The sequence below is a fragment of the Microbulbifer mixtoriginis (SeqCode) genome, assembly GCF_052466715.1.
This window is the reverse complement of sequence record NZ_CP174288.1, coordinates 2,233,265-2,247,483: the sequence shown is the minus strand read 5'-3', so window position 1 is coordinate 2,247,483 and position 14,219 is coordinate 2,233,265. Positions and strand designations below refer to the sequence as shown.

Genomic DNA, 14,219 nt, shown 5'->3' with positions numbered 1-14,219 from the left:
GGTAATAATGGTAGCTAATCAGGATTTTGGACTGATCACCGAGGTGAATTATTAATAGTCAGTCCTTAGAATAGAGAGACTCTATTTTTCTATTGGAAAGAGAAAACTTTCAAAGGGTTAATTGATGTTCTGTACTTGCATGACCAGTTCACTCCAATTGCGTTGATTTTCAATATCGTGCTCTAATCCCTGCTCATCAGCGATCGAAAACCGCTTTAGTGCAGGTGTTTTACTGGTCGCTTGATATAACCAGTAGGCTTCAGCCTTCAATGCTTCATCTATCGGCTTGTCGATGGACTCATATACGGCCTGCTTACAGGCATTGATAGATTCAGCAGGAAATTGAGAGATTCTCTTTGCTAGTGAATCTACATATTCACCGATTTCATCAGGGTCCAGTGCTTTGTTAATTGTGCCTAGCCTCTCCGCCTCATCCGCATCGAAGTCTTGAGCACTTAGAATGATCTCTAATGCTCTCCCTAACCCGGTCTGGCGAGCCATCCGAGATGCGCCACCACCGCAGGGCAGTATTCCCATACCAACTTCCATTTGCATAAACTTAAATTTGCCACGTGCGGCAAAGCGCATATCCATTGCCAGCGCCAACTCGTGGCCGCCGCCTCGAGCAAAGCCTTCCAGTTTGGCAATGGTTGCCTGTGGAACTTTACTAATTCGCTCACAAACCGCTTGTAAATCGAGTAACTTAACTTCATCTCGGGATATTGCCTTATCAGACATATCCTTTAAGAGCTCGGTGTCATAGTGGCAGACCCAAATTTCAGGGTTTGCCGATTGAAAAACTACCACTTTGGTATTGCGATCCCGTTCCAGGCGCATGGCTAAACTGTTAAGGTCCGCCAGCATTTCTTGCCCCTGGACATTCACTGGCCCAAAATCAAATGTGACCGTTAAAATGCCTTCCTTTTGAGCGGTTGAGAATGTAGTAAAGCCTTCATACTTCATCATTATGTCCTTTTAGGGGGGGAAGGTATTGATTGTTTAAGTTACTGGTTATGCTTTAGGGGATTTGAGCCCCTAACTCATTAGCAACGCTTTCAATTTCTAAAATAAGCAATTCATTCTTTGCCTCATCAAGAGCATCGGGGTGTGGCTGAGACCAATTGCCCAGGTCGTTATCAAAGTACTTGCCGGTAGCACTGGAGAATTCATCACTAAGAGCTGCTCGAACCAATACATCAGCACCAATACCTATATCTCTCCCAAGCGAGCCATAAGCCTCTTTCACCATTTTGCTACCCAAGAATGATGCGGGGTTAATGGCAATGAATGCTGGGGCTTCATTGCCAAGGGATTTGGATAATTGGAATGTCCACATCGTAATAGCCAATTTACTTTGGGCATAAGCATCACTATCAGAGAGGAGTTGCTCACCTTTAAGCGCTTCCAGATTCACAGGCGCCTGGGCGGCAGAGGATAGATTGATGACACGGCCACTACTATTGAACAGAGTTAAAAGGTGCTTGGTTAATATATATGGTGCAATAGTATTTACGATAAAACGAATATCGTACCCTGAGTCTGTAACTGGATTGGGTATTTTAAGTACACCAGCATTGTTTATTAGCACGTCAATATTTGAATAGTGACTTTTAACTTTTACTGCCAGTGCCTCAACTTCAGATAGGTTAGTGAGGTCTGCCAGAAAAGTGTCTATTGTGGTTTCAGGGTAATCTTGTGAGATGCCTTTCTTTACCTGTGCCAATTTAGACTTGCTTCTGCCATGCAACAGTAAAGTATGGCCTTTTGACGCTAATAGCTTTGCCGTTTCCAGTCCAATACCATCTGTTGCGCCTGTTAGTAAAATTGTCTTCGTCATTAATTATTCCTATCCTTTCAACTCTGGAAGAACATTTGTAGCAATCTGTTGAAGTGTTTCTTGTACGTCTCTTTTATTAAAGCGTAGATTAAGCGCAATATGATTAATGCCAATTGCCGCTCTTGACTTCAAATACGCAGCTAATTGATTGATGCCAATGCGAAACCCCAAATGTATTGGTTGTGGCGGACAATCAGGGTCGTCGATAACATCAATATACAGTGGCTCCATAACTGGCTTGGCAGGGCCCCCTTCTTCGCAGATGTTTTTCCTTAGTTGTTTAATAAAATGCTTCTGCTCTGCATGGGGCCTGGGATATGTAATCCATCCGTCGCCATTGCTCACTAGCCAATCTGGGGCCTGCTGGGAGGATCCTGTTATTAGTAACGGCAATTGTTGGCCATAAGGCTTTGGCAAAAGGTCCACTTCGCCAGATACTGCCCCAAGGCGATTCTCAAAATGAGGGTAGGGGGCTGTTATTTTTCGAATATATTTGTAACTCTCACGAAAAATCTCCCCCCTCTCCTTATAAGGAACATTCATCGCTGGATACTCTTCAGGCCGATCGCCGCTGGCAATGCCAAGGATAAGTCGCCCTCCGGAGAGTTGATCAACCGAGGCAGCTGCTTTTGCAACGTGTGCCGGGTGACGTAATGGCAAAATAAGACTCGCTATGCCGAGGCTAATCTTTGAAGTAGCACCTGCAAGTAATCCAAGATAGACGAAAGGATCAAATACTTGCCCGGCATCACCAAATGAAGGCACATTGAACGGCACGTCTCTTAGCCAAACGGCGCTAAAACCTAGCTCCTCAGCGAGTTGAACTCTCTCAATATGATCTGCCATAGTTGGCACAGAGGTTGTCGAGTAGTTTTCAATAGGGACGACTAGGCCTATAGAAAGTCGTCCAGGTTTAAATACGCTATTGAAGCCAGTATTGATTTCGGGAAACCAAGCTTTTCTATCTCTTTGGTCAGAAGTCACTAAACATCCCCTTCAACATAGTTGACACAGCGGGTTATGGTTGTTGGCATTGCCATGTCCTTTGCACAGTTGTGATCAGTTGGCTCATATCCCATAAATGTTCTGAATAGAGAAAATACCTTCTATTGATCTCTTCTAATCGCGAACGAACTTCCTGTTATTGCTTAGCTACAAGACCTTTTGAGGGCAACTACTCAACAGCTGGGCAAAGCCTAATCAATTGGTTATTGCGAATAAATGAGGTATAAATGGATTCAGAATTCTGATTTTGGATATAATTGGTGGATACGAACGGAATAAGGCTTTTTGTGCTGGCTGCTGACCTGCTCAATATCAGTTCCGCAGGGCGTCAGCTTGGATTGGCTCCATCAGTAGCCAGTGCGCGCCTGTCAAAGCTTGAGGTTCAATTAGGGGCGGATCTATTCCATAGATCCACTCGGAAGATCACCTTATCGACAGAAGGAGCCGAATTCCTTCCCTATGCTAGAGAGATCCTTGCCCAAGAAGATGCTGCCTTGGCAGCTTTGGGTAAAGGCAGTTCAAATGTGAGCGGAACGCTAAGATTTGCGGCTTCAAGCACATTTGTACAGCGCTTTGTAGCACCAATACTGCCTGAATTTCTTGAGCGATATCCCGGTGTGAATGTGGAGCTTAAGCTATCTGATACACAAGTTAACCTCATCGAGGGAGGCTTTGACTTAGCCCTACGCAACTATGCCGTAGAAGACAGTAGTCTTATTGGACGTAAACTTGCGGAAGACAAGAGAATCCTGTGCGCTTCCCCCAGCTACTTAAAGAAATACGGTGCTCCAAATACGCCTGAAGATCTCATTCGGCACCAGCTTTTGGTGTTTATGAATTCAAAGCCCAGAAAGCTGATATCTGAAAGTGATAAACAAGCTGGATCATTTCCTCCACCGAAAGGCAAGTCTCGAGTAATTTGTGATGATGGCGCCAGCATGCGTATAGCCGCAAAGGCCGGGGTTGGGGTTTGTATGAGTTCGTTATGGAATATTTATTCTGAATTAGAAGAGGGCACACTGGTTCGGGTACTTCCGGATTACAGAATTGATGACCAGGCAGCGATTTGGCTTGTCTACCCTAAATCTAATGTACTCACTTCAAAAGTCAGGGTGTTTATTGATTTCCTTGTTGAAAAGATTGGTATTTCAGCCACCTGGGCAAACCTGAAATCCCAATAAAGTAGCCTTCACGTTATCCAGTCGTTCTGTCACTGGAGAGATAAATTGTATAGAAAATTGAGGCTGGAACTGTAAATTTCACACTGTAAATAGGTGGAAAGTTCTAGTAGAGATGTAAGAAAGGAATTGTTGTCCGCTAAAAATACAACAACTCCCTTCTTCTACTAGAGCACAAAATTATTGCGTCTTTTGGGGTGACGTTCAGTGGTGAGTTAATCCTGAACTCCGGCTAGCCTCAAATAAGAACCAAGATCGCCTTTCAGCCTGATCAATATACTCCTCCAGAATGCTCGCAGTTGCAATGTCACGATGTTCATCGCAAAGCTCATGAACTTTGCGCATATTCGCAATCATTTGCTGATTGTCTTCAGCAAGTTCTGTGAGCATATCTTGTGGGTCTACATAATCCGCATCATTATCTGAAGATCGTTGTAGTTTGGCGATCTGGCCAATGGAGCGAAGTGTGGTTCCCCCCAGTTTACGCACACGCTCTGCCAAGACATCGGTCATCTCAAAAATTTGACTGGCCTGATCATCAAACAGTAGATGGTAGTCCCGGAAGTGCGGACCGCTCACATGCCAGTGAAAATTCTTCGTTTTCATGTATAAGCCAAAGGTGTCTGCCAGTAGCGTATTGACAGCGGTAGTAATGCTACTCCTAGCGTTCTCGCCCAAATCAGTTGGAGCCTTAAGTCTGGCTTGATCCTTTGCGCTTACTTGTTCACTGGTTGCTTTTCTCATAGGAAGCCTCATAAGGTTATGGCAAGGGGGAGAGCTAGAAGAGTAGATATTATCTTGGCATTAGATTAGACGTCTGTAGGGCGACTTGCCAGTCAAGCCTGGGTCACTCTGAGACTTTCGCCTTCGTTCCCGCACAATATTTAGCAGGTGTCTGGTCTAAACCAAAAGCCTTCATCAGCTGCCTGCTTGCCCCAATATAGGACCCTACTGTTGCGCCTGACCAATAGCCGGTATCACAAGTCAACGTAACGCAGTCTCCTCCAAAAGTTACAAAAGGCTGATCACGTACTATTTTGCATGTGCAAATGGCCTTGAGTGGATTCATTGGGTCGACAATACAGGGTTGATCCAGGCAATCCGTCCAAGGTTTACCTTCTGGACAGGAAAGCACTGGTTTAGTAGGTGCCTGAGCGAAAGAAAAAGTCGATAAGACTTTTTTTACACCGGTCGAGTTAGTTACAGGAATCCGGGCTTTACATGCTGACATCCCGAAGTTTAAACCCTTGTTAACATCACATTGGCAAATTGCATTTGAATCCGGATTTCTAGGGTCCGGGATACAAGGGGCGGAAGTGCATAAGACATATTCATTACTACAAATATTGCCTTCACTACTTTGAGGAGGCTTAGGCTTACCTTCTTCAGCCGCTGTGTTAAACCCTATAAAGGCAAGAGCAATCAAAATCATTATGAATAAGAATGAATGCTTCTTCATGCACATCTCCTTTATGAATCAAGGGGCGAGTAGGATGTAAGCAGACATTTACTCAAACTCAAATAATAGCAGTCGTTGATTAATGGTTGTTTCCATATCGCTATCGACCAGACAGTGTGTGGGAACACCCAAAAACATGACCTTTATTTGGTCATTAGGTAGTCGTGGTCGTGGCTTATCCAAGCTTATTATGAAAAAAACTTATAGGATCAACTAAGGTAACTGCTCTATCTCGCTCTGCCTCTGGTAGATTCGCCCAACGATATTTAAATTTTGAATATATCCGAAAACTTTATAGGCAGTATTACTGAGTAGTATTGAGCCATTTAACAATTGCTTTATGCTCGATATTACCTATTGTATTCATGCTTGGATGAAACCTGCCATTAACTTTAAATATTTCGATATTATCTTTCTTCAATTGCTTGTAACTTGCATATGGTGAAATTTGGTCTGAATCTGAGAGTATTAGTAGAGTCGGAGTCTGTGAGGATTTTAAGAGGGGTTTTATGTTTGTATCCTTCAAATCTATATTAGATTTTCTAAGAGCCAAAATCGCCCCGTTGCGTATGTCTCTCTCAGGGATAATCCTGCTAAGTATGGGGTGATCAATTTTTGCATAATTGTATACAGCCTCATCAAATTGCAGCATCGGAGCTAAAAGAATGATGCCACTGATATCTGATCTTAAAGTGGAAATATGTGATGCCGTTAAGGCGCCCATAGAGCTTCCTACAATATATATTTTTCCACCTTTGATGGTTCCTTCTTCAATTAGGTTGTCGATAAGAGCACTAATATATTGACTATCATCTACTCCATATTTCCTCCTGCCACCAGTATCACCGTGACCGAGAAGATCCGGAACAATAACCTGAAATCCAAGAAAGCGGAAATATAGAGCAGAATCCAACATAAATTCTTTTGAAGTACGGAATCCATGCAATAAGACTACGGTGCCAAAGTAACTTCGATCTAAAGAATTTCTATTTAAGTTAATCTTAACGATATTTTCTCTTTCGCCACGGTTTAATGTTACAGAGTAGCTAAGGTTATTTTCGTCTAAAGGTGAGCCGTAATAATAGCTTATACATACCTTTTTCTTAGGTGGGCAATATTCAGTTTTCTTAAAGTCTAACTTTTTAATACGTTCAGGAGTTATTCTGTCAACAAAGGAAAAGTTTTCAGCTTTTTCTATTGAGCTAGCTATTCTTTGAGAGCAGGCTGGGATAACTATGCATATTGAGATAATAGTTAGCACTCTGGCTAAAATTGACTTGGCTTTCATATTGCTTGAGTTCAATTAGTAACTGCAGTTTGTTCATATGGCGCGTAGATAGATTCGCTGCTCCATGAATTACTCACTTGGCGATATCCCGCGCCGGTCTACTTTTAATCTATTACATAGTTAATCTTTTAAAAATATGAATCGCAACCCCATTAGGGAATTTATCCTGACGGACGAGCTTGTTAGTGTTTAAATAATATATCTTTTAAAGTGGTATATGTAATGTTGATTAAAATAAATATCTAGACGTAATCCTACTGCTGTCATTAGCGAGCCATAATCGTTTTATTTTTGAATAGTGCATACTTGACAGTAGAGTAGGGCAGTAGTTTTACAGCCCCTCCTTAACCCGCTTGCTTCGTCCGCTTTCATGCCGTTCTCGCATATCGGAATCAATATAGCGATCGGTTGTGGCCATACTTGCATGGCCTGCATCATCACGAACATGTTCCCGGGGACGATATTTCACATCTTCGGAGATTCCAGTGTGTCTTAGCCTGTGCACCGTGGCAGCTTTCAAGTCTTCCGCATCTTCACCAAGGCCTTCTCCAACCATCCGTTGGTAAGCGGCATCGAATCAGTTCTGTACGATATGTCGAACTTGGCGTGTACTGGTGGCAGGTCCCTTGCCGCGAGATTTTGCACCAAGGGTGTCTGCTCATTGATGCTGGGCAGAGCAGGGAGCTGCAACTGGATTCTGTAGCGCTTTAAGGCACTTAACATCTGGTCGCACACGGTAATGGCTCGGCCTTTATTACCCTTACCAGTGACGTGAAACCACCAGTTTCCGTCGCGATCTTTCTTGAAGTCACCCATAACGGGTGCCGATCTTTCATCGGCAACCAGCTCAGAGATACGCAGATACATAGCGAATAGGGCGCTCATAATGAACAATGTACGCTCGTGCTCAAGTGGTGACATCTCGGCCATAACCTCAGCAGTTTCCAACACATAATCCCACTGCAGATTGCTGATGCGCCTAACTACCTGGCTTTGTTGCTCACGCCGGACGAACTTACTTTTTTGCCGGATCAATGCCACAGGGTTGGCGGGAACCAAGCCTTCCTGAAAGAGGACAGTGCGGTAAAGATACACTTGATGGCCGCCTGAGATGGCCGGAAGTCCTTGGCGGATGGGGTCTTACCTGAACGAAACTCAACCTTAGATACACTGACTACGAATGGCCGCCAATCTGAATTAACAACACGTTCGCCGTTTCTAGATTTAAACCGGGCGACATTCTTTGTACCGATCCAGGCAAGTGGCGGTTCAATACAGAACTGAACAAAATCCTCTATATGCTCACGCTTGAGCGACAAGATTGAAACTTCTTCGATACGCCAAGCCCACTGCAGTAGTCGTTCAAGTTCGCGGCGATAACTATTAAACGTTGCCTGGCTACCGTTGTAGCTGTAAAGAAACTTGAGCGTGAACTCCAGATCGGTATCCGCACCAGGAATCTGCTTACTGAGATAATGACTAGCGGAAAAGCTGGTGCAGCGGAATGGATTCTCAAGATTACTCAGGTTATCGATGATTGGTGCTGGTGATTGATTGGAGGCAGACATAGAAAGGAAATGAAGTTGTTGATGGAATGCAGTGGACAGCCAAGTAAAGTACTTAATTGCACAATTATTTATCATTACAAATTTAGGCAGAAAAAACTCTGTATATGTAGGGCAGGGCAGGTTTGCTCCGGAAGTTATGATGCACCGTACCACACTTGCTGGCGGCGCATTCCAGGCGTGTGATATCAGGGAGAGTTTAAGTACACTCACTCTCAGTGAGAGATGCGTGTCGCTAGGCACTGGTCGACATACCGAGATATAAGCCTGCAGATTGTTCTTTAGTTATTGGAGACCAAGTTCACGTCTATCTGAAAAACGCTTCTGCTGTCTTTCTACAGATCTATGGTTCAAAACAGCCTCTTAATTGGCATATTGTGCCAATCAAACACATCAGCAAAGTCGTTCTTTTAGGTCTGAGCCCTTAAAAGTTTCTATTCTTGATAAATAGAATCAGACAACACATTTCTGAAGGCCAATTTCAAACTACTCAAAGAGCATTGTCATGAAAAAGGTTTTAGTGACCGGCTTTGAACCATTCGGGCATACGCCAATAAATCCTGCAGAATCGGTAATGCGTGTTTTGGATGGTACCCGTATTGGGAATTCAGATGTTTTTGGAATCCTGGTTCCTAGTAACTTCTTTGAGTGTATTGACGTAGTAACTAGCGCTATAGATGAGCTCCGTCCACAAATAGTGATCATGATGGGTGAATATGGTGGGCGATCGATGGTTACGGTAGAGCGAATTGCTCAAAATTTTAACGATTCTACTCGATACAACCTAAAGGATAATCGTGGCGTAGAGATGCAGGGCGCACCTACGGTTGCCAATGGACCGGTAGCCTATCGTAGTAATCTTCCTCTCAGAGCTATGGTTAGGGCAATGCGTGAAGCCGGAGTGCCTACAGATATTTCGGATAATGCCGCCACTTTTTGCTGTAATCACTTGATGTATGGCGTTTTGCACTTTATTGCCAGCAATCAGCTGGATATACGCGCAGGGTGGATTCACCTCCCGCAATTACCTCAAGTAGCGGCTTTGCCCGAAAACCTTGGTACACCCAGCATGTCCAGAGAGACCTCAGCACTTGGTGTCCATGCTGGAATAGAGGCCGCATTGCTACATACTGAGGATATTGATGTTCCTATTCCATCCAAGTTTCAAGTCTAAGACCTACTGAAACTATTAAGAAGGGTTTTGAAAATGGAGATTGAATGTCTTTGGGAGTGTAACGATGGATTGGGAGAAACACCCATCTGGCATGCAGAAGACACTTCTATCTACTGGGCGGATCATGTCGGCCCTTCGGTTGATTTGGCAGGGCCCCGGCGGCCATCGATTCGGCGGCTAAACATCTCTACTGGTGAAAGAAAGACTTGGGAAATGCCGGAGCAGGTAGGGTCCTTTGGTTTCCGTAAGGGGAGAGGGTTAGTTGGCGCTGCCAATTCAGGATTCTGCACCATCGACCTCGAAACAGGGGAGTTTGAGACAGTTGTTGATCCGGAACCGAATCTACCCCAAAACCGGCTAAACGATGGAAAGATCGATCGAAGAGGGCGTTTTTGGTGCGGTAGTATGGATACGCAATTGAAAGGTAAAGTCTCTCATTTATATTGCCTTGAGCCTGATTTTAGCGTGCGCCAGGTTGCTAAAGACTTTTCCTTTGTATGTTCCAATGGGATTGCCTTCGACCCAGAGGACACTCGTATGTACTTTGGCGATACCATTGGTGGCATGGTCTATGTATTTGACTTGGATATGGATGAGGGCCGTATCAGTAACCGAAGGCCGTTCTTTTCAGTTCAAGAGCGTAAGCCCGCGATTGTAGATGGCGCAACAGTCGATGCTGAAGGGTATTATTGGTTTGCTTTGAATCTTGGCGGTAAGATTTTAAGGATTGATCCTAAGGGCCGCCTTGATCGTGAGATTGACCTACCGATCCGAAGTCCCACCTGCGTTACATTCGGCGGCGACAATTATGAAACTCTCTATGTTACTTCACAGCAATCATTTGTAACTCCTGAGGAACTGGCTCGTCACCCGCAGCCAGGTAGTATTTTTGCTATTCATGGCCTTGGTGTTCGGGGGCTCCCGGAGCCAAAGTTTGGAGCTTGAAAAGCTCCGAGTTAGGATCACTGATGAGTATCTGTCTAGCTTATTGACACAGGATAATTTTGCAGATACGTAATCTCCAAAGATTAGGGCACCCAAACCCAGTAAGAATGGATGTGGGTGCCCGCCTGGTACTTGTTAGTTATCGTTTAGATCGTAAACAATAAATTTCTCCCAGGAACCTATTGCTTTGCGATTCGCATTAGCCCGGCCATCTGATTCTGCAACGATGTAATTACCATGTTCTGGGTTGTATAAGGAGATCACGTCACCATTTTGTAAACAGCCCGAATTGTCTGAGTGATTGATCAACTTAAATGTTTCCCAGCTGTACCTAGCCGTTCTATCGACATCTAAAGCACCACTTTGTTGGGCACTGTAGTAATAACCATCGGTGCTTTGCAGCCACACGTCATCCCCGTCTATTAGGCAACCTTGTTGCAGGCTATTTCCTGTAAGGACAATAGTCTCATGGCTACCAATTACTGAGGCATTGGCGTTGGCAGTTTTGCCATTTCCTCCATTACCTGCGGCGCCCAGATACTTCCCGTGGGCACCTTTAAGTGCCACTTTTAAGGATTTAACGGGGGGCTTTCCGACAGCCATATAACCTACAACTGCCTTTATAGTTTCCTCATTATTACTGTTTGCCTCCTGTACCATCAGGCTCATTTCAAATGTGCCAGTTTTCTTATTTCTGACACGCGTGCTTAGTGTTTCATCCCTGTCACTACCTTGTACTTGGCTGATCAGTAAGTAATCCTGTAAGTCGACCCCGACAGTTTCAAAGTCCGGGGAGCCACTCAAATTATCTTCCAGTGCAACGGCGCCAATATGAAGCTGTAATCCATTGGCAATTGAGTAACTACCAGCCTCCATCACTACATAATGCACCACTTCCGATGTATGGATGCCATCGTTCCAGGCAAACTCCGCAACACGCACATCGAAGCTGGTTGAAGTGATATTGCGAATCTCAGTTGTTATCGGGTCAGTGCCGGCAATACCAATGACTGAAGCAAACACCACAGGGTTTTCATAACTGAAGTCCAACTCTATAGTAGTCCATTCGTGATTTATCCCGTAAGCCTTATCAGCTTCGCCACCCACAAAGCGCCGATTAGTAAAACGCACTACATCGACCTTTTCACCTTCATGGATCAATTCCATATCTTGTGACTGATCTTCTACGTTAATCAGATAGCATTCACCGTTATCGGCCTCTGCCATACGTAATATTGTTGGATCAAAACCGTTAAAGCTTACGTTTTGATGTAAAAGCACATCGTTTGAACTCTCGCAGTTACCATGCCCCGTATTAGTTTCTGTGTCTGTTACATTATTGACCTGGAATCCACTCACCGAAGCCATTTCGATAGTAGATGCGTTATTAGCACTGGCCAATTCCCACATTTCTCTATCCGTTAAATCATCTACGTTTGCTTCCCAGCCAAAACTTAAGGTCTTTCCATCGACTTCTAAAGTTGTCTCCCATACATGGCGGGTCTCTGCCCAGCTCCAGTACCATTTGCTTTTGATCTTGGCTTGTGAAACAGTAAAAATGAAATTACTAAAGCTTTCGTGAGTCTGGGTATTACCAACAACTGTTGCCCAGACTTGTTCATCAGCACTACAGCTGTAAATTTCTACAACCTCCTCATTACGAATAAAGGTTTTGGTATCCAGGCAGTGACGATAAACAGCCACATAACCATCACCCTCACGTGCAAACAACCAGTTCTGGAAACTGGTTGCTTCATCGAATTGCTCTGTTGGCCAATGCAAATTTACTGGTGCAGTTAGAAAGTCATCTACGGGTAAGAAGTCAGTTGCTCTGTTAACACCATCCATAAAGCGCAGCTCCATCGCAGGTTTGTACAAAACCATGGCTACATTCTCATTTTGCTTTATATAGGGTAAGTGCGTGTTCATTTGCTCCTGGCCACCAGCCTTCCAGCCACCGTATTCCGCACCTGAACGAGTATAAACCGGTATAGTACCGGTTGTTGCTATCCAGGGCAGCTGCTGCCAACCTGCATTCCCCGCATGGAAATCCTGATATGACGATAATTGCACATTGCCATGGCGATACAGATCCATGGTTTTTTCTGAAATAATTGAGCTTGTGGTGAAAGGTGCACTGGTTTCAGTAAGAAGAACACCTGACATGTCGACTACGTCATCTGCCAGGTTAGACTCCACAATCAAATCTTCCAAAAAGAAGTTCAGACCGGCAAGTGGATTCAGGTAATATTCCAGCATCTCATCAATCAGTTCTGGGTGGGCATAGGCGCCGGCAGATTGAGAGAAAATTAACTTATCTTGGAGGTCCAACCCAGCCCATACGGTATCAACTTCAGTGATAGGGTGGCCGGAAGAATAGCTTATATTAATCTCACCATTAAGTTTTTCAAGGCGATTATAGGCAACACTGCTTACATCAAGTGTAGTCATGGCAAAAATATCCATATGGGTACTACCCGTAAAATCTTGTGGACCTTTGCCAGTAATCAACGCGGTATATCGTGCGAACTTATTATTCAAGAAGTTAAGATCTTGGTGAACACCTTCATAGGTCCTTGAATCGACAGCTATAGCAGCACCAAGGTCGTTGGTGACCATAGCGATATCATTAAGAAAAATAAGGGCAACCTGTCCAGCTAGGGTTTTAATCTCTGTATCCTGGGCATAGTCGTATAAGTTTAACAATGCTGTCAGGGAAAATGGACTATAAACATTTGAAGTGGACTCATATACTCCAAACTGCTTTTTAACCTCCAGATAACGTACAAGACGCTCCCTTAGTTTTTCGGGCCCACCACCTATATCCCAACCTTCCATTTCAGATAGTAACCAGCTGGAAGATAGCCACATAAGTACGTGATTTTCAGAAGTGTAAACTCGCTTTCCTTCAGTATCTTCATCCTGCCAATAAGGTAGTTTGATAATTTCACTCAGGATAATATCATCGTACTCATCACTCTCTGCCAATAGCCTAATATATTCTATCAGGCGCATATCAGGGTTTTTGTAAGCGTGCTTTCCTGGTGTAAAAAGATCGGTCAGCCCCCGAGCCAGAGCCTCTTTATCCAGTGGTAAATCATAATATGCCCTGAGTACATAATGATCGTTATTAGGTTCGGCTTTGGATGAATCAAGAACGCGTTCGATATAAGCTACCTGCCGATTACGGAAGGCATTTAAATATGCAGGATGCGAGGACGTATCATAGTCTGTAAGGCTCCACAGCCACGCACCGTCCTCGGAATTCTGCCCCCCCGTGGTGAACCAGTCCGATATATCGAGATCCATGCCGAAGTAATTTAATGCCGTGACTGTACCATCGGCAACGCCGTAGAAGAAATTAAGTGAACCTTCAACCACGGTCGTTAGTCCATCGTATATCCACTCACCGGTATCTACAAAGAAACCAATTGCTGACGTTACACCATCCTCTACAGTTGTAACGACATCCTCAATAATCTCTTCAACTCTCTCTTCAACAGTATCCCAAGTATCAACAACCCAGGTTGTAAATTTATCCCACAATCCTGCATGGGCATATGCTGGTAAAATTAGAATAAACATAAGTGCGATACACGCACCTATTTTTTTGAGCTTCATGATCAAGTCCTATATTGTTTTTTTGACCAAATAGAAGTAACTCTTTGGAGGGGAAATATTTTTTGTTAAAAATTAATCATATAATTTAGAAAGTTCCACGAATTTCTTGCAATGCCGCATATTAAATTATTATTGGATGAAGTAAGT

The 14,219-nt window shown here is 44.0% G+C and carries 13 protein-coding genes; 3 read left to right on the top strand and 10 right to left on the bottom strand.

The features are described from left to right. Positions 1-117: 117 nt before the first annotated feature. From ACJJH9_RS09960 to ACJJH9_RS09950, 3 genes are read right to left on the bottom strand one after another with little or no spacing between them, the layout of a single operon-like run. Positions 118-963, bottom strand: coding sequence for an enoyl-CoA hydratase/isomerase family protein (locus ACJJH9_RS09960; RefSeq protein WP_444925125.1), 846 nt, complete (start codon positions 961-963; stop codon positions 118-120). Positions 964-1,018: 55 nt separating this feature from the next. Continuing rightward, positions 1,019-1,837, bottom strand: coding sequence for an SDR family NAD(P)-dependent oxidoreductase (locus tag ACJJH9_RS09955; protein WP_444925124.1), 819 nt, complete (start codon positions 1,835-1,837; stop codon positions 1,019-1,021). A 9-nt stretch (positions 1,838-1,846) separates the two neighbouring features. Then, on the bottom strand, positions 1,847-2,821 hold the full coding sequence (locus ACJJH9_RS09950) for an LLM class oxidoreductase (RefSeq protein WP_444925123.1): 975 nt from the start codon (positions 2,819-2,821) through the stop codon (positions 1,847-1,849). A 281-nt stretch (positions 2,822-3,102) separates the two neighbouring features. Here ACJJH9_RS09950 and ACJJH9_RS09945 point away from each other — a divergent pair, with 281 nt between their 5' ends. Continuing rightward, positions 3,103-4,023 carry a LysR family transcriptional regulator gene (locus ACJJH9_RS09945; protein ID WP_444925122.1) on the top strand — a complete coding sequence of 307 codons (921 nt, stop codon included), beginning with the start codon at positions 3,103-3,105 and terminating at the stop codon, positions 4,021-4,023. Positions 4,024-4,224: 201 nt separating this feature from the next. Here the strand turns inward: ACJJH9_RS09945 and ACJJH9_RS09940 are convergent, their stop codons facing one another. The 6 genes from ACJJH9_RS09940 to ACJJH9_RS09915 form a co-directional block, all read right to left on the bottom strand. Further along, entirely contained in the window at positions 4,225-4,764 is a 540-nt protein-coding gene (locus tag ACJJH9_RS09940) for a Dps family protein (protein ID WP_252081703.1), read from the bottom strand. Positions 4,765-4,867: 103 nt separating this feature from the next. Continuing rightward, complete coding sequence (locus ACJJH9_RS09935; protein WP_444925121.1) at positions 4,868-5,479, bottom strand: hypothetical protein; 612 nt, start codon at positions 5,477-5,479, stop codon at positions 4,868-4,870. Between the two features lie 304 nt (positions 5,480-5,783). After that, a complete protein-coding gene (locus tag ACJJH9_RS09930) occupies positions 5,784-6,767 on the bottom strand; it encodes an alpha/beta hydrolase (protein WP_444925120.1) in 984 nt (327 codons plus the stop codon). A gap of 331 nt (positions 6,768-7,098) precedes the next feature. Next, positions 7,099-7,236, bottom strand: a complete 138-nt coding sequence (locus ACJJH9_RS09925; RefSeq protein ID WP_444925119.1) for a hypothetical protein — start codon at positions 7,234-7,236, stop codon at positions 7,099-7,101. Between the two features lie 47 nt (positions 7,237-7,283). Then, positions 7,284-7,826, bottom strand: coding sequence for a site-specific integrase (locus ACJJH9_RS09920; protein WP_444925118.1), 543 nt, complete (start codon positions 7,824-7,826; stop codon positions 7,284-7,286). Then, entirely contained in the window at positions 7,799-8,410 is a 612-nt protein-coding gene (locus ACJJH9_RS09915; protein WP_444925117.1) for a hypothetical protein, read from the bottom strand. The genes ACJJH9_RS09920 and ACJJH9_RS09915 overlap by 28 nt, the downstream gene beginning before the upstream one ends. Before the next feature lie 427 nt (positions 8,411-8,837). Between ACJJH9_RS09915 and pcp the strand changes: the two genes are divergently transcribed. Both pcp and ACJJH9_RS09905 read left to right on the top strand, forming a co-directional pair. Continuing rightward, positions 8,838-9,506, top strand: coding sequence for a pyroglutamyl-peptidase I (gene pcp / locus ACJJH9_RS09910; protein ID WP_444886241.1), 669 nt, complete (start codon positions 8,838-8,840; stop codon positions 9,504-9,506). A 33-nt stretch (positions 9,507-9,539) separates the two neighbouring features. Next, the gene (locus ACJJH9_RS09905; RefSeq protein ID WP_252081692.1) at positions 9,540-10,451 is read left to right on the top strand and encodes an SMP-30/gluconolactonase/LRE family protein; all 912 of its coding nucleotides are present in this window, start codon (positions 9,540-9,542) and stop codon (positions 10,449-10,451) included. A gap of 135 nt (positions 10,452-10,586) precedes the next feature. On the opposite strand, the gene ACJJH9_RS09900 is transcribed toward ACJJH9_RS09905, so the two are convergent. Further along, on the bottom strand, positions 10,587-14,072 hold the full coding sequence (locus tag ACJJH9_RS09900; protein ID WP_444925116.1) for a fascin domain-containing protein: 3,486 nt from the start codon (positions 14,070-14,072) through the stop codon (positions 10,587-10,589). Positions 14,073-14,219: the final 147 nt, after the last annotated feature.

Coding starts and splice junctions, on each gene's coding strand:
- ACJJH9_RS09940 (WP_252081703.1), bottom strand. CDS start 4,764: ATGAGAAAAGCAACCAGTGAACAAGTAAGCGCAAAGGATCAAGCCAGA.
- ACJJH9_RS09930 (WP_444925120.1), bottom strand. CDS start 6,767: ATGAAAGCCAAGTCAATTTTAGCCAGAGTGCTAACTATTATCTCAATA.
- ACJJH9_RS09915 (WP_444925117.1), bottom strand. CDS start 8,410: ATGATAAATAATTGTGCAATTAAGTACTTTACTTGGCTGTCCACTGCA.
- ACJJH9_RS09900 (WP_444925116.1), bottom strand. CDS start 14,072: ATGAAGCTCAAAAAAATAGGTGCGTGTATCGCACTTATGTTTATTCTA.
- ACJJH9_RS09960 (WP_444925125.1), bottom strand. CDS start 963: ATGAAGTATGAAGGCTTTACTACATTCTCAACCGCTCAAAAGGAAGGC.
- ACJJH9_RS09935 (WP_444925121.1), bottom strand. CDS start 5,479: ATGAAGAAGCATTCATTCTTATTCATAATGATTTTGATTGCTCTTGCC.
- pcp (WP_444886241.1), top strand. CDS start 8,838: ATGAAAAAGGTTTTAGTGACCGGCTTTGAACCATTCGGGCATACGCCA.
- ACJJH9_RS09905 (WP_252081692.1), top strand. CDS start 9,540: ATGGAGATTGAATGTCTTTGGGAGTGTAACGATGGATTGGGAGAAACA.
- ACJJH9_RS09955 (WP_444925124.1), bottom strand. CDS start 1,837: ATGACGAAGACAATTTTACTAACAGGCGCAACAGATGGTATTGGACTG.